The 26172-nt window shown below is 66.2% G+C and carries 30 protein-coding genes; 13 read left to right on the top strand and 17 right to left on the bottom strand.

Going from position 1 to position 26172, the window contains the following annotated elements:
- Nucleotides 1-6: 6 nt before the first annotated feature.
- The 9 genes from hemC to ACWA1Q_RS00505 all read right to left on the bottom strand — a co-directional run bounded on the left by hemC (nucleotide 7) and on the right by ACWA1Q_RS00505 (nucleotide 7496).
- A complete protein-coding gene (gene hemC, locus ACWA1Q_RS00545; RefSeq protein ID WP_463758659.1) occupies nucleotides 7-966 on the bottom strand; it encodes a hydroxymethylbilane synthase in 960 nt (319 codons plus the stop codon).
- Nucleotides 963-2144, bottom strand: coding sequence for a ferrochelatase (locus ACWA1Q_RS00540; RefSeq protein WP_463758657.1), 1182 nt, complete (start codon nucleotides 2142-2144; stop codon nucleotides 963-965). The genes hemC and ACWA1Q_RS00540 overlap by 4 nt, the downstream gene beginning before the upstream one ends.
- Nucleotides 2141-2863 (bottom strand): hydrogen peroxide-dependent heme synthase, encoded by a 723-nt coding sequence (hemQ, locus tag ACWA1Q_RS00535; RefSeq protein WP_463758656.1) that lies wholly within the window; start codon nucleotides 2861-2863, stop codon nucleotides 2141-2143. The genes ACWA1Q_RS00540 and hemQ overlap by 4 nt, the downstream gene beginning before the upstream one ends.
- Before the next feature lie 332 nt (nucleotides 2864-3195).
- On the bottom strand, nucleotides 3196-3435 hold the full coding sequence (locus ACWA1Q_RS00530; protein WP_463758655.1) for a DUF3618 domain-containing protein: 240 nt from the start codon (nucleotides 3433-3435) through the stop codon (nucleotides 3196-3198).
- Nucleotides 3422-3835, bottom strand: coding sequence for a phage holin family protein (locus ACWA1Q_RS00525; RefSeq protein ID WP_463758653.1), 414 nt, complete (start codon nucleotides 3833-3835; stop codon nucleotides 3422-3424). Before ACWA1Q_RS00525 ends, ACWA1Q_RS00530 begins: the two co-directional genes overlap by 14 nt.
- An 18-nt stretch (nucleotides 3836-3853) precedes the next feature.
- Nucleotides 3854-4210, bottom strand: a complete 357-nt coding sequence (locus ACWA1Q_RS00520) for a hypothetical protein (protein WP_463758652.1) — start codon at nucleotides 4208-4210, stop codon at nucleotides 3854-3856.
- A 44-nt stretch (nucleotides 4211-4254) separates the two neighbouring features.
- Nucleotides 4255-5883, bottom strand: a complete 1629-nt coding sequence (locus tag ACWA1Q_RS00515; RefSeq protein WP_463758650.1) for a protoporphyrinogen/coproporphyrinogen oxidase — start codon at nucleotides 5881-5883, stop codon at nucleotides 4255-4257.
- Complete coding sequence (gene hemE, locus ACWA1Q_RS00510; protein WP_463758648.1) at nucleotides 5880-6995, bottom strand: uroporphyrinogen decarboxylase; 1116 nt, start codon at nucleotides 6993-6995, stop codon at nucleotides 5880-5882. The genes ACWA1Q_RS00515 and hemE overlap by 4 nt, the downstream gene beginning before the upstream one ends.
- A gap of 75 nt (nucleotides 6996-7070) precedes the next feature.
- Complete coding sequence (locus tag ACWA1Q_RS00505; RefSeq protein ID WP_463758646.1) at nucleotides 7071-7496, bottom strand: hypothetical protein; 426 nt, start codon at nucleotides 7494-7496, stop codon at nucleotides 7071-7073.
- A 99-nt stretch (nucleotides 7497-7595) separates the two neighbouring features.
- On the opposite strand from ACWA1Q_RS00505, the gene ACWA1Q_RS00500 reads away from it, so the two are divergent.
- Nucleotides 7596-9071: an SDR family oxidoreductase gene (locus ACWA1Q_RS00500; RefSeq protein ID WP_463758644.1), complete on the top strand. Its 1476-nt coding sequence runs from the start codon at nucleotides 7596-7598 to the stop codon at nucleotides 9069-9071.
- A 10-nt stretch (nucleotides 9072-9081) separates the two neighbouring features.
- Here ACWA1Q_RS00500 and ACWA1Q_RS00495 read toward each other — a convergent pair whose 3' ends face one another.
- The gene (locus ACWA1Q_RS00495; RefSeq protein ID WP_463758643.1) at nucleotides 9082-9681 is read right to left on the bottom strand and encodes a thermonuclease family protein; all 600 of its coding nucleotides are present in this window, start codon (nucleotides 9679-9681) and stop codon (nucleotides 9082-9084) included.
- Between the two features lie 31 nt (nucleotides 9682-9712).
- A complete protein-coding gene (locus tag ACWA1Q_RS00490) occupies nucleotides 9713-10258 on the bottom strand; it encodes a MarR family winged helix-turn-helix transcriptional regulator (protein WP_463758641.1) in 546 nt (181 codons plus the stop codon).
- 72 nt (nucleotides 10259-10330) lie between these two features.
- On the opposite strand from ACWA1Q_RS00490, the gene idi reads away from it, so the two are divergent.
- The 8 genes from idi to ACWA1Q_RS00450 all read left to right on the top strand — a co-directional run bounded on the left by idi (nucleotide 10331) and on the right by ACWA1Q_RS00450 (nucleotide 17362).
- A complete protein-coding gene (idi, locus tag ACWA1Q_RS00485) occupies nucleotides 10331-10888 on the top strand; it encodes an isopentenyl-diphosphate Delta-isomerase (RefSeq protein ID WP_463758640.1) in 558 nt (185 codons plus the stop codon).
- The gene (locus ACWA1Q_RS00480) at nucleotides 10885-11955 is read left to right on the top strand and encodes a polyprenyl synthetase family protein (RefSeq protein WP_463758639.1); all 1071 of its coding nucleotides are present in this window, start codon (nucleotides 10885-10887) and stop codon (nucleotides 11953-11955) included. Before idi ends, ACWA1Q_RS00480 begins: the two co-directional genes overlap by 4 nt.
- Nucleotides 11955-12839 (top strand): phytoene/squalene synthase family protein, encoded by an 885-nt coding sequence (locus ACWA1Q_RS00475; protein ID WP_463760889.1) that lies wholly within the window; start codon nucleotides 11955-11957, stop codon nucleotides 12837-12839. The genes ACWA1Q_RS00480 and ACWA1Q_RS00475 overlap by 1 nt, the downstream gene beginning before the upstream one ends.
- Nucleotides 12836-14410, top strand: coding sequence for a phytoene desaturase family protein (crtI, locus tag ACWA1Q_RS00470; RefSeq protein WP_463758637.1), 1575 nt, complete (start codon nucleotides 12836-12838; stop codon nucleotides 14408-14410). The genes ACWA1Q_RS00475 and crtI overlap by 4 nt, the downstream gene beginning before the upstream one ends.
- On the top strand, nucleotides 14407-14733 hold the full coding sequence (locus ACWA1Q_RS00465) for a lycopene cyclase domain-containing protein (RefSeq protein ID WP_463758636.1): 327 nt from the start codon (nucleotides 14407-14409) through the stop codon (nucleotides 14731-14733). The genes crtI and ACWA1Q_RS00465 overlap by 4 nt, the downstream gene beginning before the upstream one ends.
- Nucleotides 14730-15059: a lycopene cyclase domain-containing protein gene (locus ACWA1Q_RS00460; RefSeq protein WP_463758635.1), complete on the top strand. Its 330-nt coding sequence runs from the start codon at nucleotides 14730-14732 to the stop codon at nucleotides 15057-15059. Before ACWA1Q_RS00465 ends, ACWA1Q_RS00460 begins: the two co-directional genes overlap by 4 nt.
- Nucleotides 15052-15930, top strand: a complete 879-nt coding sequence (locus ACWA1Q_RS00455) for a prenyltransferase (RefSeq protein WP_463758633.1) — start codon at nucleotides 15052-15054, stop codon at nucleotides 15928-15930. The genes ACWA1Q_RS00460 and ACWA1Q_RS00455 overlap by 8 nt, the downstream gene beginning before the upstream one ends.
- 106 nt (nucleotides 15931-16036) lie before the next feature.
- Nucleotides 16037-17362, top strand: a complete 1326-nt coding sequence (locus ACWA1Q_RS00450) for a glutamyl-tRNA reductase (protein WP_463758632.1) — start codon at nucleotides 16037-16039, stop codon at nucleotides 17360-17362.
- 203 nt (nucleotides 17363-17565) lie between these two features.
- On the opposite strand, the gene ACWA1Q_RS00445 is transcribed toward ACWA1Q_RS00450, so the two are convergent.
- From ACWA1Q_RS00445 to ACWA1Q_RS00435, 3 genes are all read right to left on the bottom strand, one after another.
- Entirely contained in the window at nucleotides 17566-17964 is a 399-nt protein-coding gene (locus ACWA1Q_RS00445) for a DUF4190 domain-containing protein (RefSeq protein ID WP_463758631.1), read from the bottom strand.
- Between the two features lie 118 nt (nucleotides 17965-18082).
- Complete coding sequence (locus ACWA1Q_RS00440; RefSeq protein ID WP_463758630.1) at nucleotides 18083-18283, bottom strand: hypothetical protein; 201 nt, start codon at nucleotides 18281-18283, stop codon at nucleotides 18083-18085.
- A 108-nt stretch (nucleotides 18284-18391) separates the two neighbouring features.
- Nucleotides 18392-19777 (bottom strand): glycine--tRNA ligase, encoded by a 1386-nt coding sequence (locus ACWA1Q_RS00435; protein ID WP_463758628.1) that lies wholly within the window; start codon nucleotides 19775-19777, stop codon nucleotides 18392-18394.
- 187 nt (nucleotides 19778-19964) lie between these two features.
- Between ACWA1Q_RS00435 and ACWA1Q_RS00430 the strand changes: the two genes are divergently transcribed.
- The 3 genes from ACWA1Q_RS00430 to ACWA1Q_RS00420 are packed head-to-tail and all read left to right on the top strand — an operon-like array spanning nucleotide 19965 to nucleotide 21894.
- The gene (locus ACWA1Q_RS00430) at nucleotides 19965-20714 is read left to right on the top strand and encodes an alpha/beta fold hydrolase (RefSeq protein ID WP_463758626.1); all 750 of its coding nucleotides are present in this window, start codon (nucleotides 19965-19967) and stop codon (nucleotides 20712-20714) included.
- Nucleotides 20711-21490, top strand: a complete 780-nt coding sequence (locus tag ACWA1Q_RS00425; protein WP_463758625.1) for an esterase/lipase family protein — start codon at nucleotides 20711-20713, stop codon at nucleotides 21488-21490. The genes ACWA1Q_RS00430 and ACWA1Q_RS00425 overlap by 4 nt, the downstream gene beginning before the upstream one ends.
- Nucleotides 21487-21894: an NUDIX hydrolase gene (locus tag ACWA1Q_RS00420; protein ID WP_463758623.1), complete on the top strand. Its 408-nt coding sequence runs from the start codon at nucleotides 21487-21489 to the stop codon at nucleotides 21892-21894. The genes ACWA1Q_RS00425 and ACWA1Q_RS00420 overlap by 4 nt, the downstream gene beginning before the upstream one ends.
- Nucleotides 21895-22024: 130 nt before the next feature.
- Here the strand turns inward: ACWA1Q_RS00420 and ACWA1Q_RS00415 are convergent, their stop codons facing one another.
- Nucleotides 22025-22426, bottom strand: a complete 402-nt coding sequence (locus ACWA1Q_RS00415; RefSeq protein WP_463758622.1) for a VOC family protein — start codon at nucleotides 22424-22426, stop codon at nucleotides 22025-22027.
- Nucleotides 22427-22521: 95 nt separating this feature from the next.
- Between ACWA1Q_RS00415 and ACWA1Q_RS00410 the strand changes: the two genes are divergently transcribed.
- On the top strand, nucleotides 22522-22911 hold the full coding sequence (locus ACWA1Q_RS00410; protein ID WP_463758620.1) for an HNH endonuclease: 390 nt from the start codon (nucleotides 22522-22524) through the stop codon (nucleotides 22909-22911).
- A 114-nt stretch (nucleotides 22912-23025) separates the two neighbouring features.
- Here ACWA1Q_RS00410 and ACWA1Q_RS00405 read toward each other — a convergent pair whose 3' ends face one another.
- Nucleotides 23026-23952, bottom strand: coding sequence for a serine hydrolase (locus tag ACWA1Q_RS00405; protein WP_463758618.1), 927 nt, complete (start codon nucleotides 23950-23952; stop codon nucleotides 23026-23028).
- Between the two features lie 172 nt (nucleotides 23953-24124).
- Nucleotides 24125-26161, bottom strand: coding sequence for a M13 family metallopeptidase (locus ACWA1Q_RS00400; RefSeq protein WP_463758616.1), 2037 nt, complete (start codon nucleotides 26159-26161; stop codon nucleotides 24125-24127).
- Nucleotides 26162-26172 lie beyond the last annotated feature (11 nt).

The raw sequence follows: 26172 nt of genomic DNA, 5'->3' as shown, positions 1-26172 counted from the left end.
CTGCCTTCAGTTCTGCCTGAGGGGCGCGAGCGTTGCTGCGCCCTGGGCGAGGAGGTCGTCGGCGAGGGTGTTACCGACGGACTCTGCCGTTGCTGTGTTCTCGTGTCGGGTGGCGGCCGCGAAAACGGCCTTTCGAGTGAGCCTGAGCGTACCGGATCCGTCGGGTGCGTAAACGGCGCCGGTGACACTGACTCCTTCTGGGGTGACGATAGCCGTCGCACCGATGGGTGCGGCGCAACCGGCCTCGAGCCGCGCAAGGATGGCACGCTCGGCGGTCACGGCTGTGCGGGTCTCTGGGTGCTCGATCGCGTCGAGCGCTGCAAGGATGTCGCCGAAACGCGCTGGGTCGTCGAAGATCGCGGTACGGACTTCGATCGCGAGCGCACCCTGGGCAGGAGCGGTCGGCCAGTCGTCGAGGTCGAAGTAATCGGTGACGGCGTCGAGTCGGCCGAGGCGACCGAGGCCGGCCGCGGCGAGGACGACGGCGTCGAGCTCGCCGGAGGTGACGAATCCGAGTCGCGTCTCGACGTTGCCACGGATATCGAGAACCGTGAGGTCCGGGCGAACAGCGGCGAGCTGGGCGGCACGACGCGGTGACCCTGTTCCCACCCGGGCGCCATCAGGAAGCGCCGAGAGGGTGAGGCCATCACGCGCGCACAGGACGTCGCGCGCGTCAGCGCGCGCGGGAACAGCGCCGACCCTCAAGCCGGCATAGGCGGCGGTCGGGAGATCCTTCATCGAGTGCACGACGAGGTCGCATTCGCCGCGAAGGAGGAATTCGCGAAGCGCCGACGCGAACACACCGGTTCCGCCGAGGCTCGACAGCGACTCACGCGATATATCTCCGTGGGTGGTGACGGGAACGAGTTCCGTCTCCACTCCGGTCGCCGCCGTGATGGCGCGCGCAATGTCCCCGGTCTGGGCCATCGCAAGTGCGCTGCCCCTGGTACCGATGAGAAGGGTCATGGCTGCAGCCCGGACAGCGCCGGTTTGAATCCCAGACGCACGTTCTCACAGCAGCCGGGGCGGCACACGTCGTACCAGGGCCCAAGGTCGGTCATCGCCGGACGTTCCTCGACCGGAACACCGTCGCGCCGTTCGAGCACGAGGTCGATGAGTCCGGTGACGTAGGCCGCGTGAGTTCCCGGGGTAGGCACACGAACCGAGTAGAGCTTGTTCTCCTCCGCCGATTCCGTCGCCTCGTTGTCGAGGTCCCAGAGCACTTCCATGTGGTCGCTCACAAAACCGAGCGGAACAATGACGACGGCACGGATGCCACGGCCCGGCAATTCCGCGATGGCATCATTGATGTCCGGCTCGAGCCACGGCATGCTCGGGGGGCCTGACCGCGACTGGTAGACGAGCTGCCAGGCGAGTTCACCATCGAGGGCGAGTTCACGCTTCACCGATTCGATGACGACCTCGGCGACGGCACGGTGCTGGGCGGCGTACGCGCCACCCTCACCGAAGCCGCGTTCTGCGGGGCCGGACTTGGCGGCATCCGTTGACGGAATGGAGTGCGTCGAGAAGAGGATCTCGACCTCGGAGAAGAGATCGATGCCCGGATTGTCAGCGAGGACCTTCTTGAGGCCGTCACGCACACCGTCGATGAACGGCGTGACGAAACCGGGGTGGTCGAAGAACTGGCGCACCTTGTCGATCGCGATGTGCCCGAACAGGCTTGTCTCGTCGAGGGCGATCGCGAAGTCCTCGCGATACTGGCGGCAGCTCGAGTACGACGAGTACGCGCTCGTGGCGATCGCAATGAGCTTGGTGTAGCCGCGTTCGTTGGCCTCGACGAGCGCGTCACGCAGGTACGGGTCCCAGTTGCGGTTGCCCCAGAGCACGGGAAGGTCGATGCCGCGCGCCGCAAGCTCGGCCTCCATGGCGGCCTTGAGCTGCCGGTTCTGGTCGTTGATCGGGCTCACGCCGCCGAAGTGGCGGTAGTGGTGGGCGACCTCTTCGAGGCGCTCCTCCGGGATGCCACGCCCACGCGTGACGTTGCGCAGGAACGGGATGACGTCGTCCTGTCCCTCTGGTCCGCCGAAGCCGGCGAGCAGGATCGCGTCGTACGCGACCGGTTCAACGATGTGCGGTTCGCCGGATGCCGCGGCTTCCGTCGCGCCGAGAACTGCGTCACTCACTGCAGGACCTCCGGGATATCGGTTGTTGGGATACGTCGACCCGTGTAGAACGGGACTTCCTCGCGGACGTGCCTGCGGGCATCCGTCGCCCGGAGATCACGCATGAGGTCGACGAGCTCGAGGAGGTCGTCAGATTCGATCGGCAGGATCCACTCGTAGTCGCCGAGCGCGAACGCCGAGACCGTGTTCGCGATCGCGCCGCGGAAGGCTGCCCCCTTGCGGCCGTGGTCGGCGAGCATTTTGCTGCGCTCGTCGTCGGGGAGCAGGTACCACTCGTAGCTGCGCACGAACGGGTAGACGGTGAGCCAGCCCTTGGGCTCGACGCCGCGGAGGAAACCGGGAACGTGGCGCTTGTTGAACTCCGCCTCACGGTGAACACCCATGGCGTTCCAGGTGGGGAGCATCGACCGAAGGATGCTGGTGCGGCGGAGAACCCGGAGGGCACGCTGCAGGCCGTCGGCGGTGTCGCCGTGCAGCCAGATCATGAGGTCGGCGTCCGATCGGAGGCCAGAGACGTCGTAGAAGCCGCGAACGGTCACGCCGTCAGCGGTGATGCGCGAGACGGCGCCGTCGAGCTCGAAGACGGCGTGGTCACTCAGCGGCGCCCGGTGATCGGGGTCGCGGCGCAGGACTGCCCACAGGGCGAATCCGGTCGGGTTCTCTTCAGGTTCGGGATTGTGCAGGGTCGATGGTGCCTCGGCAGAGGCCGGGTGAGTCATACCTAACATCATCACCCTTTCTTGTGCGCTACCCAAATTGCTTTCCCGTGGATGCGAAGCATTCACAGGAAAGCAGATCGCCCTTCGACGAGCTCAGGAACCAGACGGCGGCACGCTTGCCGCGTTGTATCGAAATCAAAGAGGCGAGCTTGCGCGGCATTCACAGCAAGCCCAGAAACGCCGACCAAATTCAGGAGTTCCGGAAGACCGTACGGCGTGTCGCAGGGTTTTGCCCGGCGTGTCGCGAAGATCTCCTGAATTTGGAGTACGTCGGTTAGCAAAGTGCCCGCCGCAACAAGACGAACGGATGCCGCGGGTGGCTCAGCGCGGAGCTAGCGGACGACGATCGCCCGCGTGATCGCCCAGACCGCGGTACCCGCGACAACAGCGACGGCGGCTATTCCGCTGAAGAACGCCGCAGGGTTCTGTCGCTGCAGCCGCGCAGCCTCGACCTTGCCCTGCGAGACAGCCCTCGACACCTTACGGGGAACGTTGAGCTTGTCCTCGATGGCGTTGAGGGTGGAGACGAGTTCCAGCCGGGCGTGCTCGGTCGACGGATTAGTACCGGTCATATTCGCCCTCCCCCTTCACAGCGCGGAGATCCTTTTTAACGCTCTCGATCGGGTTCGGGTCAGCACCGATCTTCTTGAAGAAGCTGAGGGCGATGAGCGCCATGACGACGGCGATCAGCAGGAATGCGACAAACACAATCAGCGCAGCCAGCCACGCGGGCAGAATCAGCGCGAGCGCCAGAATTGCCACGGCGACGAGTGTGCCGATTGCGAAGAACAGGAAGATCAGCGCAAGCACCACAAAAATGGCGCCCTTGCCGGCATAGCTCCCGAGATGGGCAGCCTTGGTCTTGAGCTGGTCGATCTCAGCCTTGATCAGGTTGGTCACCAAAGAAGGAAGGTTCCCGATCAGGGTGGCCAGAGATTCCCGGTTCTTGTCGTTCACGGTGCGATCCGTCATGAAAGAACTCCCGACGTGTTAGTAGGTGGCGCTGGAGGACGAACCGGGCTTAGAGCTCTCCGGCTTGACCTTCTCGACGACGTCGTCGACGGCATCCTTGGTCTTGGCGATCGTCGCGTCGAGCTTCTGCCCGGGCGTTCCGTTGCCACCGATACCGGAGGACACCTTCTTCACTCCGGCGAAGAGCGCCTTGGGCAGCTCGCTCGCGCGGGTCTTGGCGAAGTCTTCGACGAGTTCGACCTTCTGCTGAACGGCGTCGGTCTCCCACACCTTAAGCCAGTTCTTCTTGATCTGCTCGTAGCGCGCACGTCCCGCACGCGATCCGAGTACGTACCCGGTGGCCAGACCGGCTACAAAAATCAGCTTGCCCCTCATGTTCACTCCGTTTCGTCGCGCTTCCAGCTTGTCTAGCGTAGACCCTACGGGGTCGTGATGTCCGGGCTGGCTTTGTCTATACCGGGTCTGGTATGCCCGGCATCTGTTGTTCCCGACGGCCGGTAGGAGGCCGCGACGAGGTGCCGGATGCGACGGGATGCCGCGAGCGCGTCCGGGATGACGGATGCGAGCCCGGTGCCGGCGAGCCAGGCACCGGTGACGTCGAGATTCCCGATTCCGAGTGCGGCAGCGCGCAGCGCTTCAGCGCGTTCCCGCTGTCCGATCGCCGCGCCAGGAAGCGTTCCGTTCCACGCGGTTCGAGCGAAGCCGACCACCGCCGAGTCGTCGAGCGAAATGCCGAGGAGCTCGGCCGCGTCGCGGAGAGCGAGCGCCCTTACCGCGGCGTCGTCGAGGCCGATCGTGGGAGTGGCGGCACCGTGCCTCCCGTAGGAGAGACGGACGACGTGCCGGTGGGCGTACCCGGTGCTGGCTTCGTCTCGGAGCCACTGCCATTTGGCGGAGGAGTGCGTCAGTGCCTTGGCTGTAACGGTCGACCCCGGCGACTCCGCGACGAGCACTCCACTGCCGCGCGGTGCTGCGTCGAGCGCGGGCGCGTCGAGCACAAGGGTGACCAGCTCGATGGCTGGCGCGTCGACCGGGCTCTCCGCGGCGACTTCCGCCGAGAACGGGGAGAGCAACCGGAGCGCTTCGGCCTCTGGCGCAGCGACGATCACGAAATCCGCCTCGAGCAGGGTTCCGTTCTCGAGGACGACCTCCCAACGGGCGGCGGGTGCTTCACCCTCGGCGTCGACCGCGGCAGTCCCGGGCGTGTCGGTCATCGCGTCGTCGGCGGGGACGTCGACGGAGACGTCGTCGGGGCCCACACCGTCAGAGGGAACATTCGCTTCCTCCGCTTCAACGACTCGCGACACCGCGCTGGCACCCGTACCGAGCACCAGGGTTGCGCCCCGATCCGCGAGGTCGGCGGTGAGAGCGGTGACAAGAGTGGACATGCCGCCGCGGAGCCCTTCGACCGCTGAACCCGCTGGTGCGTTGCTGCGGAGGATGGCGACCGCTCCGGAGAGCGACCCGGCTGCAGTGAGCGCCCGGTTGAGCCCGGGAGCGGCACGGGTGACGTCGAGGTCGAACGGATCGGCGGAATACACCCCGCGGGTCACCGGAGCGACGAGGGACTCCAGGACAGCGGATCCCATCCGCCGCCGGACCAGATCGCCGAGGTTGCGTTCGGTACCGATGGTCAGCACCGGGCGGATCCGGTCGAGATACGCGCGAAAAGCCCCGCGCCAGCCGATCACCCGCCGCACGTCGTCAGCGAGGGGGCTCGATGGGATGCCGAGCAGCCCGGCCTTCGGCAGAGGAAGGGAACGTCCGTCTGCCAGGCGAACCCAGGCGCCTGCAGGAACCGGTCGGACGACCGCGTCGGCAAGGCCAAGGTCATCGACGAGTTCCCGCACCGTGCCACCACGGGTGGCGTAGCTCTCGGCACCGGTGTCGACACGGATACCGGCGACGGTTTGGGTGGCAACGGCGCCTCCGGGCGCGTCAGCACGCTCCACAACGGTGACGTGGATTCCGGCCTTCGCGCAGTCCCGCGCCGCGACGAGCCCGGCGATCCCGCCACCGATCACCACAACGGAACGGGGCGTGGTCATTGCGCGTGAACGAACTCGACGAGACGGGTGAGCACGGCGGGATCGGTCTCAGGTGGAACGCCGTGACCGAGGTTGACGACGTGGCTGGGAGCGCTTGCCCCACGCTCGAGAACGTCGCGAACGTGCGCTTCGAGTACTGGCCACGGTGCGGCCAGCAGGGCGGGATCGATGTTGCCCTGAACAGGTACCACTCCACCCAGCCGACGGGACGCCTCGTCGAGCGGCACGCGGTAATCCACCCCGACGACGTCAGCGCCGATGTCATGCATCGCCTTGAGCAGCTCACCGGTGCCAACACCGAAGTGCACGATCGGCACGGTTCGTGTGACGGCGTGCGCACCCGGCTCGACGGGCGCGATGCTGTAGCTGAGGTCCCGCACGTGCTCGAGGGCGCGAGCGGATGCCGGGGCGACGTAACGCACGTAATCGTCGAGTGAGAGCGCGCCCGCCCACGAATCGAACAACTGCGCTGCGGATGCCCCGGCGAGCACCTGGGCGCGGAGGAACCGGCCGGTGACCTCGGCAACCCATTCCATCAGGCGAGCCCAGGCCTCCGGCTCGGCGTGCATGAGGGTACGTGCGTGGATGTGATCCTTCGACGGGCCACCCTCGACGAGATACGCGGCGAGGGTGAACGGAGCGCCGGCGAAACCGATGAGCGGGGTGCGGCCGAGTTCGGCGACGGTGAGCTGCACGGCCTCGATGACCGGAGCGAGGGTTTCGTCGAGAACGGCCGGGTCGAGCGCGACGAGCTCGTCGACGTCTGCCGCCGTCCGGACTGCCTTACCGAGCACGGGCCCCTTGCCGGGAACGATCTCGACCTCGACGCCGACCTGCTTGAGCGGAACGACGATGTCGCTGAAGAAGATGCCCGCATCGACGCCGTGCCTGCGCACCGGCTGCAGGGTGATTTCACTCGCGAGTTCGGGAGTGAGGCACGCGTCGAGCATGGCGTTTCCAACCCGGAGTTCGCGGTACTCGGGCAGCGAGCGTCCGGCCTGCCGCATGAACCACACCGGTGAAACGTCCGGCCGGGTGCCCCCATAGGCGGTGATCAACCGGGAGTCGTGGGTGAGTCCTGCCTCGAGCGGGTGGTTCTGAGAAAGCTGCACCCTCTCATTGTGTCAAAGTCGCGGCGTTCCGGCAGCGGGCGCCGCGAGAACTCGAGTGAGGCGCGGGCAGCCTCGTCAGAGCCGGGTGGCGCCCACGACGATGACGATGATTCCCACCGCTGCGATCAGATACGGCCAGAAGCGCATGGGAACGAAGAAGAAGGTCGAACGTCGTTCCTGCCATATCTGCTGCCCGGTTTCGGGATGCACGACAGGCACCGGTCGATGCGTCACCTTCGATCCGTTGGATTGCGTGGCAGGCTCTGCAAGTTTCTCGTACACGAAGACCGGCTTCGACGCGTCGAGCTTCGGAAGCGCAAATGTGCAGAACGCCCACAGTGCGGCGGCACCGACGAGGAAGGCGGTGCCGATGAAAAAGTTCATCTCGGGGGCGTTCGAGTCGAGTCCGGGTGCCAGCAACCCCTTCAGCAAGAACCCCAGGCCGACGGACAGTCCAAAGAAAACGAAGACGAGAATGCCCCAACGGCTCCAGATGATCATGGGGCAATGCTATGGACAGGACCGATTTCGGGCGATGGGCAGAACTGCCCCCTGGCAGCGATGCCCGGTTTCTCCCGGGAAGAAGCGTATGGTCACCCCATGACAGCGAAACGAATCCTCGTAACGGGCTCGACCGGTTACGTCGGCGGTCGGCTTGTGCCGCGCCTTCTCGACGCCGGCCACGACGTGCGGGTGCTCGTGCGTTCGCCCGAGAAACTCAAGGACGTGCCGTGGGCGGGCCAGGTCGATGTGGTCGAGGGGACGCTGCAGGACCGGGATGCAATGACGCGCGCCGCAGAGGGAATCGACGTTCTCTACTACCTGGTCCACTCCATGACCGGCAGGGGCGATTTCGAGACCGAGGAGCGCGCAGCCGCCGAGAGCGTCGCATCCGCCGCCCGAAGCGCCGGAGTCAAACGCATCATCTACCTGGGCGGGCTCCATCCCGAAGCCGACGAACTTTCGCGCCACCTCCGCTCCCGTGTGCTCGTCGGCCAGACCCTCCTCGACTCGGGAGTACCGACCATCGCGTTCCAGGCGGGTGTGATCATCGGCTCAGGGTCGACCTCGTTCGAGATGATCCGCCACCTCACCGAGGTTTTGCCATACATGCCCGCGCCGAAGTGGGTTCGGAACCACATCCAGCCGATCGCGATCCGCGACGTGCTCCACTACCTCGTTGCCGCGATCGATCTGTCGCAGGAGATCAACAGAACCTTCGACATCGGCGGGCCCGACATCCTCCGCTACGGCCAGATGATGAACGGCTATGCCGTCGAAGCCGGGCTCCCGCAGCGCGCCATTGCGGCACTCCCCGTGCTCACGCCGTGGCTCGCCTCGCAATGGGTCAACCTCGTCACGCCGATTCCGCGGGCGATCGCCGTGCCCATCGTCGAGTCACTCCAATTCGACTGCGTGCAGCGAGAGCACGACATCGACGCAGTGCTCCCACCGCCAGAGGGCGGCCTCACCGGCTACCGGCGCGCAGTGCGCCTCGCTCTCACGAAGATGCGCGACGGCGACGTCGAGACGAGCTGGCAAAACGCGTCGGTCGAGGGCGCACCGAGCGACCCGCTGCCGAGCGACCCGCAGTGGGCCGGCCACACTGTTTTCACGGATCTCAAAATTCGCGAAACGGATGCCTCGCCCGCGCAGCTCTGGACGGTCATCGAGGGAATCGGTGGTGAGAACGGCTGGTACTCGTTCCCGCTCGCGTGGGCGCTGCGCGGCTGGATGGACAAGCTCGTCGGTGGTGTCGGGCTTCGCCGGGGACGGCGGCACGCGCAGGAGCTACAGACCGGGGATGCCCTCGACTTCTGGCGCGTCGAGGCGATCGAGCACGAACGCCGATTGCGGCTCCGCGCCGAAATGCGGGTTCCGGGAAAGGCGTGGCTTGAGATGGAGATCGAGCCGCGAGAAAACGGCGGCTCGCGTTACCGCCAGCGCGCCGTCTTCTTTCCCATGGGGCTGTCCGGCCGGTTGTACTGGTTCGCGATCCTGCCCTTCCACGGCGTCATCTTCAACGGCATGGCCAACCGGATCACGTTCGAGGCCGAGCAGCGGCCTGTCGCCTGACAACCGGCGGTCAGGAGCATGCGCCCCACAGGCCGCGGCGGTTCGCCTGGGCCTCGGCGGCGAGCGCGTCGAATCCCGCCTTGCGCTCGTGCACGTCGCGGTACGGCTCGGCGTAGCCGCCGGAGAGCAGGAGCGCTTCGACAGACGACCAGGTGCCGTCGCCGGATGCCACCCAGACGTAGCGAAGAAGCCGGTCGTAACGATCGGTGTCACCTTGCCCCGGGTCGAGGTCGAGACTCACCGCCTCGCCGCTGAGCAGCTCGGTGAGATAGGCCGATGCCTCGGGGCCGAAACACTCGACCGGAGCGTTGGGTTGAACAGTCTCCGGGGTGTCGACCCCGATGAGGCGCAGTCGCTCGGTGCCGTTTCCGCGGTCGACGATGAGGGTGTCACCGTCGACCACTCTCACCACGGTCGCCGTTTCGCTCGCCGAACCGGGCGCCGTTGGCAGCCCGGGCGCGGCCGGTGCGGGATCCGCCGGAGGCATCATCGGCGCGGAGGCACCGGGAGATGGCGAGAGCCCGAGGATGTCGCCGTCCGAAACGTACGCGAGCAACCCGCCGATGGCGAGCACACCGACGACGAGAATCACGGTCAGTCTGCGGAGCATCGTTCCTCCTTCGACTGCCTGCTTCGCGAGCCTACTGCTTCCGGACGCGCTCACTGAGGTCGGTGAGGAACCGGACGACGACGTCGCGTTCGTCACGACTGAGTCTCGCCACCGCTTCGAATCGGCGGGCGTGAACCCGGCCGACGCTCTCCCGCGCGTCTGTGCGCGTGGCATCCGTGATGGTAATGGCCAGGGCTCGCCGATCACTCGGGTGGGGCGAGCGGAGAACGTGGCCGGCGCGCTCCAGCCGGTCGAGGAGCTTCGTCGTTGACGCTGACGAGATCTTCAGGGTCTCGGCGAGAAGACCGGGCGTCACAACCGCCCCGATGTTGCGCGACGCCATGAGAAACCGAAGCGCCTTCATGTCTGTGGCATTGAGCTTCATGTGTTTTCGCGACTCTTCGCTCATTGCCTGCTCCGCTTCGCGCCAGGTGCGCAGAGCGGCGAGGACGTCTACGATCGAGTCCACCTCGTCGTCGTCCATGGCGGAGCGCTTCACGAGCTCTTCGCCCGGGTCGATGACGCGGGGATCGAGCATCCACGCCGCTGAAGCGGGAATCGATCCGTCGGAGGTCATCCTCCCAGTGTACGAATAAAACGCATGCTAATCTAATAATTCACCTGGCTAGCTAAATGTGGGGACCCGACGATGCACCTTCAGGAGACGACCGAGCGCGTCGTACTTCTCGATGCCCGAGGCCTCCCCATCGGCACCGACCTCAAGTCCACTGTCCACACCGAGGACACCCCGCTTCACCTTGCGTTCTCGTGCCACGTGGTGAACAGCGACAGGCAGGTCCTCGTCACCCGCCGCGCTCTCTCGAAGAAAACCTGGCCTGGCGTCTGGACGAATTCGTTCTGCGGGCATCCGCAGCCCGATGAAGCATCCGAGGATTCCGTCGCCCGCCGTGCCAGCCATGAGCTGGGCCTCGACATCACGGGCCTGGAACTCGTCCTCCCCGACTTCCGTTACCGCGCCGTCGACGCGTCAGGCATCGTCGAGAACGAAGTGTGCCCCGTCTACCTCGCGAGGGCCGTCGGAGATCCACTGCCCAACCCGAGCGAGGTCATGGACACCGCGTGGGTCGACCCCGTCACCCTCGGGCAGTCGGTGAAACGTACACCGTGGGCGTTCAGCCCCTGGCTCGTGCTCCAGGCCGACCAGCTCGAACTCCTCGGTGGATCGCTGGGATCGGCACGCGCGTGACCGGGGTGCTGACCGATTTTGCGGGTGTTGGAGTCCACGAAGCGGTCCAGCAGCGCCTCGAAGACTTCTTCGCCGACCGGATCAGCCTCGCATCCGCCTATGGCGACAACTACCGCCTCCTCTGGGAGGCCGCCCGTTCGGCCTCGAGCGGCGGCAAGATGTTCCGCCCCGCGCTTGTCGCCGGGGTGTACCGCGATCTCGGCGGAACCGACGACGATTCAGCCCTCCGCATCGCCACGGCGTTCGAACTGCTGCACACCGCTTTCCTCCTTCATGACGACGTGATCGACCGTGACCTCGTCCGACGCGGAGTGCCGAACCTCGCCGGGTCATTCGCAGCGGATGCCGCCGCACGCGGGGCCACGGAGGCTGCGGCCGCCACGTGGGGACAGGCATCCGCCATTCTCGCCGGCGACCTTCTCATCCAGGCGGCGCAGGGATTCATCGCCAGGCTCGACATTCCTGTGACGATTCGCGGTGACCTCCTCGACCTGTTCGACGGCAGCATCTTCGTCACCGCAGCGGGAGAACTCGCCGACGTCTCCTTCAGCGCGGGAGTGCGCCTGCCGTCGCTCCTCGACGTCATGGCCATGACGGAACAAAAGACGGCCAGCTATTCGTTCGAGGCGCCGCTCAAGGCGGGCGCCATCCTCGCCGGTGCAGACCAGAGCACCCTCACCATCCTCGGTGAATTCGGGCGGCTCGTCGGGGTGGCGTTCCAGCTCCGCGACGACCAGCTCGGCGTGTTCGGCGATGAGGGCATCACCGGCAAGAGTGTTCTCAACGACCTTCGCAACGGCAAGGAGACCCCTCTCATCGCGCACGCCCGCTCCACCTCTCGGTGGAATGAAATCGCCGCGGTGCTCGGCGACCCCGACCTGTCGGAGACGGACGGCCGGCTCGTTCGGACGGTGCTTGAAGAGTGCGGTGCCCGCACCTTCGTCGACGGTCTCATCGCCGACCACGTCTTGCGCGCCGAAGCACTGCTCTCGGCGAGCACATTGCCCGACTCCCTGTCCTCGCATCTGCGCGACGTCGCCCGGCACGCTGTGGTGCGTGCCGCGTGATGGCCAAACGCGTCGTGCTGAGCGACCTCTCCCTGTACTCCTCTGTCGCCCACCGGAGCTCGTCACGGATCATCCGTGACTACTCCACGTCGTTCGGCCTTGCCTCGCGACTGCTCTCCGCCGGCATCCGTACGCGCGTCGAAGACATCTATGCCCTCGTGCGCGTCGCGGACGAGGTCGTCGACGGCGCCGCCGAGCAGGCTGGACTCGGGCTCGACCGCCAGCGCGCATTGCTCGATGCCCTTGAGGCCGAGACGAACGCCGCGCTCGAGGACGGGTACAGCACAAACCTTGTCGTGCACGCCTTCGCGATCACCGCTCGCGACAGCGGATTCGGCACCGAGCTCACCGCGCCGTTCTTCGCGTCGATGCGCCGGGACCTCAGCCCGCTCGACTTCACTGATGCACAGGAACTCGCGGACTATATCTACGGCTCCGCCGAGGTTGTCGGGCTGATGTGTCTCGCCGTGTTCCTGCGCGACCAGCCCGTTTCGGATACTGAGCGCCTCCGGTTCGAAGCCGGCGCCCGTCGCCTCGGCGCAGCGTTTCAGAAGATCAATTTCCTCCGCGACCTCGCCACCGACTGGACCACCCTCGGCCGCAGCTACTTCCCCGGCGTCGACCCGGCCACCCTGACCGAGGAGCAGAAACTTGCCCTCGTCGCCGACATCGAGGCCGACCTCGACGCCGCCGGTTCGGTCATCCCGGATCTTCCCGCCGGCTGCCGCCGGGCCGTCGCGGCCGCACACGGGCTCTTCAGCGTGCTGACCGAGCGCGTGAAGGCCACTCCCGCCGCCGAGCTTCTTTCCACCAGGGTCCGGGTCTCCACCCGCACCAAACTTGCGGTTCTTGCCCGCTCGATGATGCCGGCGCGCGCCCTGTGACCGGCCAGAAGTCGCCCGGGACGGCGATCGTCATCGGTGCTGGCATCGCCGGCCTCGCGACGGCCGGCCTGCTCGCGAAAGAGGGCTACTCCGTCACCGTGCTCGAATCCCGGAGCGAGATCGGTGGCCGCGCCGGGTTGTGGGAGAAGGATGGCTTCCGGTTCGACACCGGCCCCAGCTGGTACCTCATGCCGGAGGTGTTCGATCACTTCTTCAAACTCATGGGCAGCTCGGCCGATCGGGAACTCAGTCTCGAGAAGCTCGACCCCGGCTACCGGGTGTTCTTCGAAAAGCACGATGAACCGATCGACATCGCCGCCGACCGCGAAACCAATCTCGACACCTTCGAGAGGGTGCAACCGGGCGCGAGAGCAGCGCTCACGCGCTACCTGGCATCCGCTCGCGACACCTACGAGATCGCGCTCAAGCGGTTCCTCTACAGCACCTTCCAGTCCTACCGCACGGCGATCACCGGCGACGTACTCGGCCGCGGCCGCACTCTCGCGCGGCTCCTCCTCGAACCCCTCGACACCCTGACGTCGCGCACGTTCTCCGACCCGCGCCTGCGCCAGATCCTCGGCTACCCCGCCGTCTTCCTCGGCTCATCGCCGTTCGTCGCCCCGAGCCTGTACCACCTGATGAGCCACCTCGATCTCGAGGACGGCGTCTACTACCCGCAGGGTGGCTTCACCGACATCATCACGCGCATCGCTTCCCTCGCGACGGACGCCGGGGTGACGGTCACGACGGATGCCACGGTGACGGCCATCACGACGGCCGGCGGCAAGCGTGCGCGGGCGACGGGCGTTCGCTACACCGACGCCGACGGTGTCGGCCACCGCCTCGCCGCCGACGTGATCGTGTCTGCAGCCGATCTCCACCACACCGAAACGACGCTCCTCCCGCGGGCGTTGCAGTCGTACCCGGAGAGCTGGTGGCAGAAGCGAGTGCCAGGGCCAGGCGCCGTGCTCCTCATGCTCGGCGTCACCGGCGACCTGCCGGAGCTCGCCCACCACAGCCTGTTCTTCACCGAGGACTGGCACGACAACTTCGACCGCATCTTCGGCAAGGAGACCTCGATTCCCCGCCCGGCGTCGATCTACGTCTGCCGCCCGAGCGCAACCGACGAGTCCGCTGCGCCTGCCGGCATGGAAAACCTGTTCGTGCTCGTTCCCGTACCGTCGGATCCCGGCATCGGTGGCGGCGGCGAGGACGGCAGCGGTTCGCCGATCGTCGAAGAGGTCGCTGACGAGGTCATCGCCCAGATCGCGACCTGGGCGAACATCCCCGATCTCGCGGACAGGATCGTCGTGCGCAAAACCGTCGGCCCACAGGACTTCCGCGACGATTTGAACTCCTGGCGCGGAACCTCGCTCGGCCCTGCGCACACGCTCAAGCAGAGCGCGTTCTTCCGCGGCAAGAACGTGTCGTCCAAGGTCGACGGGCTCTACTACGCGGGCGGCACGACGGTTCCGGGCATCGGGCTGCCGATGTGCCTCATCAGCGCCGAACTCGTGATCAAGCGTCTTCGGGGCGATATCAGCACCGGCCCCCTCCCCGAGCCGCGATGAGCATCATCTACTTTCTCGTTCTGCTCGCTTCGATCGGCTGCATGATGCTGCTCGACCACCGGTTCACACTGTTCTTCTGGCGAGACGCGCGCCGCGCCACGCTGGTCGTCCTCGCCGGCCTCCTCTTCTTCGTGCTCTGGGACCTGTTCGGCATCGGACTGGGAATCTTCTACCGCGGTGAGACCGAGTTCATGACCGGGATCGTCGTTGCTCCGGAACTGCCCGTGGAGGAACTGTTCTTTCTCGCGTTCCTCAGCTACCTGACGATGGTCCTCATCACGGGCGCCGACGTTCTGCTCCGGGCCCGGAGGTCGGAGCGATGACCTACGTCACACTCAGCATCGTCTTCGTCGCGGTCGCGTTCGCCGTCCTCGCGATCGCTCTCGGAACATCCGTTCATCGCCGTGAACTCGTTGCGCGCTGGTGGCTGCCCGTCGTCTGCGCCGGAATCGCCCTCACCGTGCTCACCGCCGTGTTCGACAACGTCATGATTGCCACGGGGCTCATGGTCTACGAACCCGGCCACCTCGCCGGGATCATGATCGGCCAGGCCCCGCTCGAGGACTTCGCCTACCCGTTCGCCGGGCTGATCCTCCTGCCGGCGGTCTGGTTGCTGCTCGGCCGGCGACGAAAGGCGCCGCGTGAATAGCCCCGCCCGTGTCGCTGGTGCGCTCTTCGTGTCCTCACGTCCACTGAGCTGGATCAACACGGCGTTCCCATTCGCCGCCGCCTATTTACTCACGACCGGCCGGATCGACGTCGCGCTCGTCGTCGGAACACTGTTCTTCCTTGTGCCGTACAACCTCGCGATGTACGGCATCAACGACGTGTTCGACTACGAGTCCGACCTCAAGAACCCGCGCAAGGGTGGGGTCGAGGGCGCCCTGCTCGACCGGGGGATGCACCGCGTGACACTCGTCGCCGCCGCGGTCAGTTGCATCCCCTTCGTCGTCGTTCTCGCCATCCTCGGCGGCCCGGCGTCGTGGCTCGTACTCGCTGTCAGCCTGTTCGCGGTCGTCGCCTATTCGGCGCCGGGACTGCGCTTCAAGGAGCGGCCATTCCTCGACTCGATCACGTCGAGCACCCACTTCGTCAGCCCGGCGGTATACGGGCTCGTGCTCGCCGGAGCGACGTTCACGCCGCAGCTGATCGCCGTGCTCGCCGCGTTCTTCCTCTGGGGAATGGCGAGCCACGCTTTTGGCGCGGTGCAGGATGTTCTTCCCGACCGTGAAGGCGGAATCGGGTCGATCGCCACCGTGCTGGGAGCAGCGACGACGGTGCGGCTCGCGCTCGGAGCGTGGACGACAGCCGGTGTGCTCATGCTGTTCACCGAGTGGCCCGGTCCTCTCGGGGCCCTGTTCGTCGTGCCATACCTGCTCGCCGTTTTTCCGTATCGATCCGTATCAGATTCCGATTCCGAGCGGGCGAACCGCGGCTGGAAACACTTTCTCTGGCTCAACTTTCTCGTCGGGTTCCTCGTCACGATGCTCATGATCGCCTGGACGTTTTTGCGGGGCTGAGGCCGGAGCATCCGGCTTTTCGCCGAAGCGGAGTCCGCCCTGAGCGGACGTGCAGCCCCGATGGACAGGAGCACTCAGATGGGCCGGGTATCCTAGGTGGGTGCTCATGTGTCTGACGGCGAGTCACAAAAACGCCTCCTTCGACCTCCTCGAGCGTCTCTCCGGGGGCGCCGGGGCCGTTGCGCAACGCATCACAGACCACTCCGAGTGCGTCACAGGGGCCGTCGTCATCTCGACCTGCAACCGGTTCGAGGCCTACATCGACCTCGATGACCCGATCACCGCCGGCCACCAGGTCGGCGTCGAGGCGGCGACGGATGCCATCAGCGCCGCGTCCGGGATCCCCGCAGACGAATTGCGCGCAACCTGGAACATCCACACCGACGAAGACGCCGCCCGTCACCTTTTCGCCGTGTCTGCCGGGCTGGAATCGGTCATCGTCGGCGAGGGTGAAATCGCCGGACAGGTGCGCCGCTCGCTCGAGACCGCTCGCGAAGCCGGAACCACCACAAGCGACCTGGAACGACTGTTTCAGCGCGCATCGCAGACGTCTCGCGGTGTGAAAAACAACACACCTCTTGGCCGCGCCGGCCGTTCGATCGTGCGCCTCGCCCTCGACCTCGCCGAGAGCCGCATCATCGACTGGTCCACCGTCCGCGTTCTCCTCATCGGCACCGGCGCATACGCAGGGGCGAGCCTCGCCGCGCTCCGTGACCGCGGCGTCACCGATGTCGCCGTCTACTCACCGTCCGGCCGAGCCGCCAAGTTCGCCGCGAGCCACGCCATTCGCGCCGTCGAGCAGGATGCGTTCGCCCGCGAAGCCGCGACCGCGACCATGATCGTGACGTGCACGACAGCATCCGGTTTCGTGCTCGATGCCGCCGCGCTGACGGCCGGCCGCCTCGCTGCTCTGCCCGCATTCGAGCAGGATGACACCCCCGGCTGCCCGGTACACGCCGAAGCTGGCCAGCTCGTGATCGACCTCGGGCTCCCGCGCAACGTCGACCCCGACGTCGGGGCAGTGCGCGGCGTCGACCTGCTCGACCTCGAGACGATCCGTATCCACGCGCCGCTCGAAGAACTCCAGGCCACCGACCACGCACACGCGATCGTCGATCGGGCCGCGCGCAAGTTCGTCTCTGTCACGCACGAACAGAGCCTTGCGCCTGCCGTCGTCGCACTCCGCAAGCACGCGCACGAACTTCTCGAGTCCGAGATCGCCCGGGTCGCTCCGCGTGACCCGAACGGCGTCGCCGAACAGGCGCTCCGCCACATGATGGGTCGCCTGCTGCACGCACCGACAGTCCGCGCCCGCGACCTGGCCCGCGCCGGCGACGCCCAGCGGTACCTCGACGCACTCGATGCGCTGCTCGGCCTTGCCGTGGAGCCGGACGAGGTCGTCGGCCTCGAGGCCGACGAAGCAGCATCCTGACCTGACGCTCGGGCGCGGACATCCGCTACCGCGTTGCGTCGCGTTGCCACTTTTGGCTGATCAGCGTGCTGCGTTGCCACTTTTGGCTGATCAAGGTTCCGACTTTCAGCCAATATCGCCCACGCAAGCGCGTCGCGCTTCACCCGGAATGCACAACGCCCGCCCCACGAAATGCATGGGGCGGGCGTTTGTGCGTGAAGCGCTTAGAGGTTGTCGTAGCTCGACAGCCCGCTGTTGAGCGCTGCGAAGAACACCACGAGGCTGATGATGATGATCACCAGCGACAGGATGCCGAGGACGATCGCGATGATCGCGAGGACCTTGCCCTGCTCACCGGTCTTCTTGATCTGGTTGAGCGCGATGAAGCCGAGAATTGCGGCGATGATGTTGAAGCCGAGAACGGCGCCGGCGATCGAGACGATCGAGAGCACGTTCCACTTCTGGCTCTGCTGGCCAGGCTGGCCGTAACCCGCTGCGCCGTACTGCGGTGCCTGCTGTGGGGCGTTGTACTGGGGGGCTCCGTACTGCGGAGCCTGCTGGCCCTGGCCGTAGGGCTGGTTTGAGCCGGCCGGGGGTACTGATGGGGTGTTGTTGTCAGTCATAGTGCTCCTTCGTAAGCCGGGTTCCAGACTGGCAGCGACCTGTACGGGTGTCAATTACATCCGGGGTGTGTGGCATGGGCAGAACTACCCGCTTTTTTCGGGTATAGAGCGGCGGGAGTTAGAAGTTCTGTCCGTCGTCTCGCGCGAACCGGGCAGCGACGGCGTGGGCCTCGCCCTCGACCCGGTCCCTGGGCATGGTGCTCGAGCCGGGCAGAGAGTCGTACTTTCGTTCGCGGGCGTCACGGACGCCGAGCATCACGAGGAGAGCGGCGATGCCCACACCTGCCGCGATGAGACTGATCACGATGACAAGGTCCATGCTGACTCCTTCGTTGTGGCCACCCTAGGGGCTGGAAGTCGTCAGTGGAAGCGCGAAGGCCGCCCCCGCGCGAGCGGGGGCGGCCTATGCCACAAGAAGCGACCGACGCTATGCGCCCTTGAGTCGCTCAGCGAGGTAGAGGTAGAGCTTGTCGATCGACACGCGCTCCTGCGCCATGGTGTCGCGATCACGCACGGTGACCGCGTGGTCCTCGAGCGAGTCGAAGTCGACCGTGACGCAGTACGGTGTGCCGACTTCATCCTGGCGACGGTACCGGCGGCCAATGGCTCCGGCGTCGTCGAAGTCGATGTTCCACGACTCGCGCAGCTCGGCCGCGATCTTCTTCGCGATCGGCGACAGGGCTTCGTTACGGCTGAGCGGAAGGACCGCCGCCTTCACCGGTGCGAGGCGAGGGTCGAGCTTGAGCACGGTGCGCTTGTCGGTGCCGCCCTTCGCGTTCGGCACTTCCTCCTCGTGGTACGCGTCGACGAGGAACGCCATGAGCGAGCGGGTGAGCCCGGCCGCAGGTTCGATGACGTACGGAACCCAGCGCTCGTTCTTGCCCTGGTCGAAGAACGACAGGTCCTTGCCGGAGTGCTCCCCGTGAGTCGTGAGGTCGAAGTCGGTGCGGTTGGCGACGCCCTCGAGCTCGCCCCAGTCCCCGCCGGTGAAGCCGAACTTGTACTCGATGTCGACGGTGCGCTTCGAGTAGTGCGAAAGCTTCTCCTGCGGGTGCTCGAACAGACGCAGGTTCTTCGCGTCGATACCGAGGTCGGTGTACCAGTTGAACCGGTAGTCGATCCAGTACTGGTGCCACTCTTCATCCGAGCCGGGCTCGACGAAGAACTCGAGTTCCATCTGCTCGAACTCACGCGTGCGGAAGATGAAGTTCCCAGGAGTGATCTCGTTGCGGAAGCTCTTGCCGATCTGGCCGACACCGAAGGGCGGCTTGATGCGGGATGCCTGCAGCACGTTCGCGAAGTTGACGAAGATTCCCTGCGCGGTCTCGGGGCGCAGGTAATGCATGCCCGACTCGTCCTCGACCGGGCCGAGGTACGTCTTGAGCATCATGTTGAAGTCGCGGGGAGGAGTCCACTCACCTCGGGTACCGCAGTTGGGGCAGGCGATCTCGAGCATGCCGGTTTCGGGCGCGCGGCCCTTCTTCTCCTCGAAGGCCTCGAGCAGGTGGTCCTCACGGAACCGCTTGTGGCAGCTCAGGCACTCGACGAGGGGGTCGGTGAAGACACCGACGTGGCCGGATGCTTCCCAGACCTTCTTCGGCAGGATGACGCTCGAGTCCAGACCGACGACATCGTCGCGGCGGGTGACCATGTACTTCCACCACTGGCGCTTGATGTTCTCTTTGAGCTCGACACCGAGTGGCCCGTAGTCCCAGGCGGATCGCGACCCTCCGTAGATCTCACCGGCCTGGAAGACGAAGCCGCGGTGGCGGGCGAGGGCGATGACTGAGTCGAGACGGCTGGATGCTGCCACTGTGGCTCCAAATACGAAAAACGGCCCGTGCCGGCTGCACGGACTCCCCCAGCTTAGCCGCGACGTGCCTGCCGCCTGCCCACTGCTCCTGTGTTCCCGGAGCAGGCGCCCGGCGGCGTCAATGGGCATTGCTTCCCGTCGAATCAACCCTCCGGATGCCGTCATCCCGCGCACGTAGACTGGCCCAATGGCCGAAATGAGCACCTCTGAGTTCCGATCTCATGAGCGTGTGACCGTCGTCGCGGAGAGCGGCATCCGAACCGGGCCGGGCTTCATTCTTCTGCACGGGATCGGTATGGGCCGGCACTACTGGGGCGCGCTGACCGAGACGCTCGGCGAGCACGGGCGGGTCTACGCTCTCGACCTGCCCGGCTTCGGCGACGCCCCGGAACCGGAGTTTCCGCTCGAGATGCACCAGGCGGGTGACCTCATCGCTGAGCTCGTCCAGACCCTTGGCATCGAGAACCCGGTGCTCGTGGGCCATTCCATGGGGTCGCAGGTCGCCGTCGAGGCGGCGGCGCGGCATCCGGAGGTCTTCGAACGGGTGGTGCTCATCAGCCCGACGGTGAACCCGGAGGAGCGTGGAGCGCGGATCCAGGCGCTGCGCCTTGTGCAGGACCTGTGGGGCGCGCAGCTGCGGGTTCTCGGTTACGGGCTCGTTTACTACGTCAAGGCCGGGCCGCGCTGGTACTTCAAGACGTTGCGGAAGATGATGAACCACCGCGTCGAGGAGACGCTGCCGCACGTCCAGGCCGACACGCTCGTGATCCGTGGAAGCGACGACTTGCTGTGCCCGAGGGACTGGGTGGACCGGATCATGGCGGCGATTCCTCGAGCGAGGCTCGCGGAAGTCGCGGGAACAGGACATGAGGTCATGATGACCAACGGGCACGAGGTGGGGGCGCTCATCGCCCGCCACGCGGAAGGACGAGGATGAACGAACCGCTGCGGAAGCTTGGCGTCTGGGCTCTCGACTACGTCGACGCGGGAGTCGTGCACGTCCGGTCGGTGATTCGATGGCGTGTACCTGAGGAGTTCGCCACCGGTGACCCGGGAAAGCCGACCGTCGTGCTCATCCCCGGTGTCTATGAGCGCTGGGCGTTCCTCCGCCCGATTGCCGAACGCCTCAACGCCGCTGGCTATCCGGTGAGTGTCGTGCACGGCCTCGGCTACAACCGGCGCCCGGTTGTCGATACGTCGGAGCGTCTCGCGCGCGCCCTGTTGCGGGTGGCCGCGAACCCGGCGGGCCGGCTGATCGTCGCTCACAGCAAGGGCGGTCTCGTCGGTAAGCACCTGCTTGTCACCGAGGCCGATCGGCTCAACCTGCGCGGACTCGTCGCCGTGTGCACGCCGTTCGCGGGATCACGGTATGCCCGCTACGTGCTCGGGCAGACGCTGCGGGCGTTCAGCCCGACCAATGAAACCATCGTGAGCCTCGGCAGCAACTCGAGCGTCAACTCCCGGATCGTCTCGGTCTTCGGGGGGTTCGACCCGCACGTGCCAGACGGGTCGGTGCTCGCGGGCGCCACCAATGTGAAGTTGCCGGTCGACGGGCACTTCCGCATCCTGCACCAGCCCGAGACACTCGTCGCCGTCGCCGACGCTGTCGACCTGCTCGTGCGTTCCTCCGAGCCTGAGGCCATGCGAGGAGCCGACGACGCACCGGGTGCCGACGACGCCGCTGCGTCCTTCGGCAACGAACGCACCGCGTGAGCCCGCTCCCCGACATCCTCGTCGCGGCAGTCGCCTTGATCCGCGACCGGCGGATGCTCATGGTCACCGCCCGCGGACGCGACGTCGTCTATCTCCCCGGCGGCAAGCTCGATGCCGGTGAATCGCCAGAGGATGCTGCCGCTCGCGAAGCGCGCGAAGAGGTCGCGATCGAACTCGTTCCCGGCTCCGTGCGCGAGCTGTTCACCGTCGTGACGCAAGCGCACGGCGAACCAGACGGTCGCCAGGTGCGCATGGTCGTCTTCGCCGCCGACTCGGACGATGAGCCCCGGCCGAGCGCCGAGGTGAGTGAGGTGCACTGGGTCACGACGGCGGACCTCGACCGCTGCCCGCCCGCGGGTTCAGAGGTGCTGCGCCGGCTGGCGGAGCTGGACCTGATCGACTGAGCTCAAATCTCGATACGCGGCCTCGCAAGCTCGGTCGCTACTCGATCAGCGATTTCGTCGGTTGAGTAGCGCGGAAGGAACGATACGGTTTGGACGCGCGGTTCCTGAGCGAGGCCGCGTATCGAGATCGCTACGATGGCGGGTCGAGCTCCTGGAACACCGTGATCTGGATATCCGGCGCCTCGAGTCGCGCGTTCAGCGACCTCCACGGCGTCTCGGTGGGCGGCGCCACGAGTGTCGCTCCGGCTTCGGTGAGGTCATCGGTGGTGGCCGCGGCATCCGCCACTTCGAACGCGAGGCGGAACTTCGGCGCAACCGCGCGGCCCACCTCGACCTCGTCGATCATGCGCTTTTGAGCCGGGTTGATGATCTCAAGCGTCGCCCGCCCGGCATCGAGAATCATGACGCGCGCGTCACCGTCGCCCTCGAACGCAGCCTCCTCGTCGAGCCCGAGCGCATCGCGGTAGAACGCGACGGCTTCGTCGTAGTCCTCGGTCTCAATGACCAGTCGCATTTGCAGAACCTTGCCCATGGTGGATCCTTTCGCGATCACCGTACGATGCGGCCGCAAGCGGCCCTACTCGATCACCGTACGACACCGCGGGCGGATGTGCTTATGCTGGGCAGATGGCGGTCACTCACACGCGCAGGGCGAGAGCCGCGCGAAAGCGCAAACGCCGGATGGATCGGGTCGAACACGACCTCAGCGCCGAACAATGGGCCGCGCTCCAGGCGGCGTGGGGCGGTTGTGCGTACTGCGGCGCGATCGACAAACCACTGCAACGCGACTGCGTGCTCGCGCTGTCCCGCGGCGGGCGCTACACGCTCGACAACATCGCGCCGGCCTGCGGCTCATGCAACGCCAGCAAGTGCAACGAGGAAGTTACCCGCTGGCTGCGGCGCAAGCGGCTCGACGAGCGCGCGTTTCTCCTGAGGCACGTCGAGATCCGCGCGATGCTCGCCCTGCAGTTCGCCGCGGCACCCGCCACGGACGAGCCCCTCCTCGACTCCCCGTGAGCGGATGCCACGGCTTGCTCGGTCGGGAATGGTCGAATCGCACGCCGAACTCTCGCCATTTGTGACCGAGCAACGCAGCGAACGACCACTCGTGACCGAGCAACAAGGCTCAGCTCAGTGGATGTACTCCACCATGTCGAGGCCCAGCGTGTGCATCGCGTCATAGACGGCGAGCCGGGTGGAGAGGTCGGTGTCGGCGAACGACACAGCGACGGAGTACGCCACGCCCGCCCGCGGTCCACGCACGACACCGGCGTCGGCGCGCACGCCGGCATCCGCCCCGGTCTTGTTGAACATCTGGATGCCGTGATCCCCCGCGCGGTGCGCAAGCGGATCCATGCCGAAAGCAGACGCCACCATCGAAAGGTCGGTGTTGAGCGACAGCCAGCCCGCGACCCGCTGGCTCGTTGCCGCGTCGACGATTTCGCCGCGGGCGAGCGCCGAGAACAGCCAGGCGATCTCCTTCATCGACCCCACGGAGAGGTGCGGTGCGTCGTCTGGACCACGCTGGTCGCGCACCCGGTCGAGCAGGGCAGTGCGCTTGAGGCCGATCGACTCAGCGCGGCCGCGAACGGCGTCGAGACCGATAAGTCGCAAAAGCACGTTGGTGGCGAGGTTGTCACTCGTCGCACCGATGAGTGCTGCGAGGTCGGCGACGGGAAGCGACGGTGCCTGCAGGTGCTGCCAGATGCCGGAGTCGCCGACCGAGTCCTGTGATTCACGGTCGAGGATCGTGAGGGCGGCGAACTCTGTGTCATTCAGCCGCGCGGCGACTTCGACGAGGAGCAACACCTTGCCGATAGAGGCTGTCGGCATGACGACGTAGTCATCGACGCTCAGAAGCTCGGCACCGGTCGCGAGATCGGTCGCTCGTGCAGAAACCTGAACGCCGTTGCGGGCAAGGAACCCGAGCGCCTTGAGGCTCCGGGCGAACGTCTCAGCCGGCTCGGCCGACCGGTGCCTGGCACGTCGACGTTCCCGTTGCCGCGTGCGGCTGTACGAGGGCTGCGATGCAGCGGGTTGTTGCGTCGACGGTACCACTGGCCTGATCTCCGTAGAGTGACCGGTTGGTCCAGAAGAACTCGCCATACCGATCACAGATTGCTCTGGTCCGGCCGATTCTCGCGACGCCCTTTCTTTTCAGAAACGTACGGGCGGTTCGCGGTGGCCGTTCCTCCAGTATCGCAGACGAAACGCTCCGAAAACGAGGCTCCTACCAGATGGTGACGCGCTCTGACGGGTCGAGCCACAGAGCGTCATCGGCCGTGACGCCGAAGGTCTCGTAGAACTCGTCGATGTTGCGCACGATCTGGTTGCAGCGGAACTCGTTCGGTGAGTGCGGGTCGATCGCGAGCAGGCGGATCACCTCTTCATCACGGCCCTTCTGCTGCCACGCCTGTGCCCAGGAGAAGAAGAACCGCTCGGCACCCGTGAGCCCATCGATCACCGGCGGCTCCGCCGCTTGTCCTGAGCTTGCCGAAGGGTCAAGTGACAAGAGGTAGGCCTTCCACGCGATCGAAAGGCCACCGAGGTCGCCGATGTTCTCACCGACCGTGAGGGCACCGTTGACGTGGTGGTCGGGCACCTGGGCCGGAGCGAGCGCGTCGAACTGGGCGATGAGGTTCGCCGTCCGCTTCTCGAACGCTTCTCTGTCTTCGGCGGTCCACCAGTCGGTGAGCTTGCCGTCTCCGTCGTACTTCGAACCCTGGTCGTCGAAACCGTGCCCGATCTCGTGCCCGATGACCGCACCGATCGCGCCGTAGTTCGCCGCGGCATCCCGGCCCTCATCGAAGAAGGGGAACTGCAGGATCGCCGCAGGGAACACGATTTCGTTGAAGCCGGGGTTGTAGTACGCGTTGATCGTCTGGGGAGTCATGAACCACTCCTCGCGATCAAGCGGCTTGCCGATTTTGCCGAGTTCACGCGAGAACTCGAACAGGCTCGCGCGGCGCACGTTGCCGATGAGATCGGTGCGCTCGACATCGAGCGTTGAATAGTCGCGCCACTTCGACGGGAAACCGATTTTCGGCGTGAACTTCTCGAGCTTCTCGAGCGCCCGTGTGCGGGTGTCGTCCCCCATCCAGTCGAGGGTTGCGATCGACTGGCGGTACGCCTCGACGAGGTTGGCGACGAGAACATCCATCGCCTCTTTCGCCTGCGGCGGGAAGTGCCGCTCGACGTAGATCTTTCCGACGGCCTCGCCGAGCACGCCCTCAACGAGCGAGACACCGCGTTTCCAGCGATCACGAATCTCCGGGGTTCCCGAGAGGGTGCGCCCGTAGAAGTCAAAGTTGGATGCCACGAACTCATCGGACAGGTACGGAGCGGCTCCGTGAATCACCTTCCAGGCCAGCCAGTCCTTCCAGGCGTCGAGCTTCTCAGGCACGAGCAGCGGCGCGAGGTCGGAAAAGAAGCTGGGCTCGCGCACCACGATCTCGTCGAAAGCGCTCTCGGGGGCACCGAGATCCTCGAGCCATGCGTCGAGCAGCTCGCGGTCGCCGCCCGCGCTGGCGAAGAGCGCCGCCGCTTCGTCCCAGGTGTGCAGGTTGTAGGTGGCTTCGCTGTCGCGTGTGCGGACGTTGTCCCAGTGCACGGCGGCGATCGCCGTCTCGAGGTCGAACACCGACTGGGCACGGGCGGCCGAATCCCGGAACTCTGCGCCGCCGGGAACACCGTCGGCGACGAGCTCGAACAGCTCCTGCACGTGTGCGACATAGGCGGTGCGGATCGCCTGGAACCGCTCCTCGCGGTAATAGCTCTCGTCCGGCAGCGAGATACCGCCCTGCTCGACGAGAACGAGGTAGCGCTCGGGGTTGCCGGGGTCGTTGTCGACGTAGAGCTGGAAGAATCCGCTGACTCCGGCCCGGTCGAGCTGCGCCGTTGTGCGCACGAGCTGTTCGATCGACGTGATGCTCTCGATCGCAGCAAGCTGCCCGGCGATCGGCGTCGCGCCGAGCGCCTCGATCAGGTCTTCGTCCATGAAGCTCGCGTACAGGTCGCCGACCTTCCGCTGCTCCGGGTCGGCTGTGCCGTCATCGGGGGCATCCTGCGCCTCAAGAATGATCGCCTGCACGTTCTTCTCGGCTTCCTCAGCGAGCATGTGGAACGATCCCCACCGCGCCTTGTCTGCGGGAATCTCTGTGCGATCGAGCCACTGCCCGTTGACGTGGCGGTACAGATCGTCCTGCGGTCGAACCGCCGGGTCGAGTTCGCCACGCAGAATGCCGGAGGGAAGAGCAACGTCAGTCATGTTCCCACCCT

It is taken from the genome of Mycetocola sp. TRD_SC_2, assembly GCF_055361225.1.
Note: the sequence above shows the minus strand (reverse complement) of the source record. Positions and strands in the feature narration are given on the sequence as shown.

Bases quoted from the DNA above. Each gene is read 5' to 3' on its own strand.
- ACWA1Q_RS00515 (WP_463758650.1), bottom strand. From the start codon at position 5,883: ATGACCACGCCCCGTTCCGTTGTGGTGATCGGTGGCGGGATCGCCGGG.
- ACWA1Q_RS00475 (WP_463760889.1), top strand. From the start codon at position 11,955: ATGGCCAAACGCGTCGTGCTGAGCGACCTCTCCCTGTACTCCTCTGTC.
- ACWA1Q_RS00450 (WP_463758632.1), top strand. From the start codon at position 16,037: ATGTGTCTGACGGCGAGTCACAAAAACGCCTCCTTCGACCTCCTCGAG.
- ACWA1Q_RS00490 (WP_463758641.1), bottom strand. From the start codon at position 10,258: ATGACCTCCGACGGATCGATTCCCGCTTCAGCGGCGTGGATGCTCGAT.
- ACWA1Q_RS00445 (WP_463758631.1), bottom strand. From the start codon at position 17,964: ATGACTGACAACAACACCCCATCAGTACCCCCGGCCGGCTCAAACCAG.
- ACWA1Q_RS00495 (WP_463758643.1), bottom strand. From the start codon at position 9,681: ATGCTCCGCAGACTGACCGTGATTCTCGTCGTCGGTGTGCTCGCCATC.
- hemC (WP_463758659.1), bottom strand. From the start codon at position 966: ATGACCCTTCTCATCGGTACCAGGGGCAGCGCACTTGCGATGGCCCAG.
- ACWA1Q_RS00525 (WP_463758653.1), bottom strand. From the start codon at position 3,835: ATGACGGATCGCACCGTGAACGACAAGAACCGGGAATCTCTGGCCACC.
- ACWA1Q_RS00500 (WP_463758644.1), top strand. From the start codon at position 7,596: ATGACAGCGAAACGAATCCTCGTAACGGGCTCGACCGGTTACGTCGGC.
- ACWA1Q_RS00410 (WP_463758620.1), top strand. From the start codon at position 22,522: ATGGCGGTCACTCACACGCGCAGGGCGAGAGCCGCGCGAAAGCGCAAA.
- ACWA1Q_RS00400 (WP_463758616.1), bottom strand. From the start codon at position 26,161: ATGACTGACGTTGCTCTTCCCTCCGGCATTCTGCGTGGCGAACTCGAC.
- idi (WP_463758640.1), top strand. From the start codon at position 10,331: ATGCACCTTCAGGAGACGACCGAGCGCGTCGTACTTCTCGATGCCCGA.
- ACWA1Q_RS00425 (WP_463758625.1), top strand. From the start codon at position 20,711: ATGAACGAACCGCTGCGGAAGCTTGGCGTCTGGGCTCTCGACTACGTC.
- ACWA1Q_RS00440 (WP_463758630.1), bottom strand. From the start codon at position 18,283: ATGGACCTTGTCATCGTGATCAGTCTCATCGCGGCAGGTGTGGGCATC.
- ACWA1Q_RS00460 (WP_463758635.1), top strand. From the start codon at position 14,730: ATGACCTACGTCACACTCAGCATCGTCTTCGTCGCGGTCGCGTTCGCC.
- ACWA1Q_RS00530 (WP_463758655.1), bottom strand. From the start codon at position 3,435: ATGACCGGTACTAATCCGTCGACCGAGCACGCCCGGCTGGAACTCGTC.
- ACWA1Q_RS00415 (WP_463758622.1), bottom strand. From the start codon at position 22,426: ATGGGCAAGGTTCTGCAAATGCGACTGGTCATTGAGACCGAGGACTAC.
- hemQ (WP_463758656.1), bottom strand. From the start codon at position 2,863: ATGACTCACCCGGCCTCTGCCGAGGCACCATCGACCCTGCACAATCCC.
- ACWA1Q_RS00430 (WP_463758626.1), top strand. From the start codon at position 19,965: ATGGCCGAAATGAGCACCTCTGAGTTCCGATCTCATGAGCGTGTGACC.
- ACWA1Q_RS00465 (WP_463758636.1), top strand. From the start codon at position 14,407: ATGAGCATCATCTACTTTCTCGTTCTGCTCGCTTCGATCGGCTGCATG.
- ACWA1Q_RS00520 (WP_463758652.1), bottom strand. From the start codon at position 4,210: ATGAGGGGCAAGCTGATTTTTGTAGCCGGTCTGGCCACCGGGTACGTA.
- ACWA1Q_RS00505 (WP_463758646.1), bottom strand. From the start codon at position 7,496: ATGATCATCTGGAGCCGTTGGGGCATTCTCGTCTTCGTTTTCTTTGGA.